This window comes from Streptomyces fuscigenes (genome assembly GCF_021556455.1).
GTDB classification, from domain to species: Bacteria; Actinomycetota; Actinomycetes; order Streptomycetales; family Streptomycetaceae; genus Streptomyces; species Streptomyces fuscigenes.
On record NZ_JAKGCV010000786.1, the window covers coordinates 1 to 1,174 of the forward strand.

The window sequence follows — 1,174 nt, forward strand, 5'->3', positions numbered from 1 at the left end:
CGCTGGCCGGGCACGAGGGGCCGGCGGGCGTCCGTCTGACCACCGCCGCCTGGCTGGTCACGGCGGTCCGGCCCTGACGCGGGCGGCCCGGCGCCGACGGCGGGCACGGGCCACTTGGCGCGGCCCCGGCAGGGGCACGGGGAGCCCGGCACTGCGCCGCGCGGTCGACGCGCCGACACGTGCGGTCCCGGGCGCGGGCCGGCGGCGCCTCCTGTGCCTAGAATCGCGACCGACCGATCACACAGGGTGACGGCTCGGCCTGGCGGCCGGCGGAAGGGGCACGGCATGGCAGCGGAACTCTCCGAGAATCTGAGGCGGCTCGTCGACGGCGCGAGGACCTTCGCGAAGGTCGCGACGCTGCTGCCGGACGGCACCCCGCACGTCGCCGTGGTGTGGCTCGGCCGGGACGGCGACGACCTGGTCTTCGCCACCGGTGCCGGCTCGCGCAAGGCGTCCAACCTGCGCCGGGACCCGCGCATCACCGTCCTGCTGAACCCGGCGGCGGCGCCGTACACCTACGCGGAGGTGCGCGGCACCGCCACCCTCTCGGAGGACGCCGGCCCCGCGCTGCTCGACCGCCTGTCGATCGCCTACGAGGGCAAGCCCTACGGGGAGTTCTCGTCGGGTGCGAGCACCAGCGGGACGGTCGCGGTGCGCATCACCCCGGAGAAGATCGTCGACACGCTCTAGGCCGGGCTCCCGGGGCCGGGCCCAGCGGTGTTCCCGGCGCCCTGCCCGGTCGCGGCCACGGGACCGGCCCCGGGCAGGACGCCGAGGACGACGGTGGCACCGAGGTCGTCGTCCTCGGCGAGGCTCGCGGTGAGCCCGGCGGCGGCGAACACCGCGAGGGCGGCGGGGGCCTGGCGCTCGCTGGTCTCGCTGAGCAGGACACCGCCGGGGGCCAGCCAGCCGGGCGCGCCGGCCGCGACACGCCGGAGCACGGCCAGGCCGTCCCCGCCTCCGTCGAGGGACAGCAGCGGCTCGTGGTCGCGGGCCTCGCCCGGCAGCAGCGGCACCTCGGAGGTCGGCACGTAGGGGACGTTGGCGGTGAGCACGTCGACGCGGCCGCGCAGGCGGGCCGGGAGCGCGCCGAACAGGTCGCCCCGGTGGACCTGCGCGCCGAGGGGCGCGAGGTTGCGGCGGGCACAGGCGACGGCGGCGGCGTCGGCGTCGG

The 1,174-nt window shown here is 78.1% G+C and carries 2 protein-coding genes; one reads left to right on the top strand and one right to left on the bottom strand.

Features of this window, described 5'->3' with window-relative positions:
* Positions 1-285 precede the first annotated feature (285 nt).
* On the top strand, positions 286-690 hold the full coding sequence (locus L1885_RS28540; protein ID WP_235800032.1) for a PPOX class F420-dependent oxidoreductase: 405 nt from the start codon (positions 286-288) through the stop codon (positions 688-690).
* Here L1885_RS28540 and L1885_RS28545 read toward each other — a convergent pair.
* Positions 687-1,174: class I SAM-dependent methyltransferase (locus L1885_RS28545; RefSeq protein ID WP_505016798.1), on the bottom strand; the 488-nt coding region annotated here is incomplete at its 5' end. The two genes, L1885_RS28540 and L1885_RS28545, sit on opposite strands and share 4 nt — an antisense overlap.

Bases quoted from the DNA above. Each gene is read 5' to 3' on its own strand.
- L1885_RS28540 (WP_235800032.1), top strand. From the start codon at position 286: ATGGCAGCGGAACTCTCCGAGAATCTGAGGCGGCTCGTCGACGGCGCG.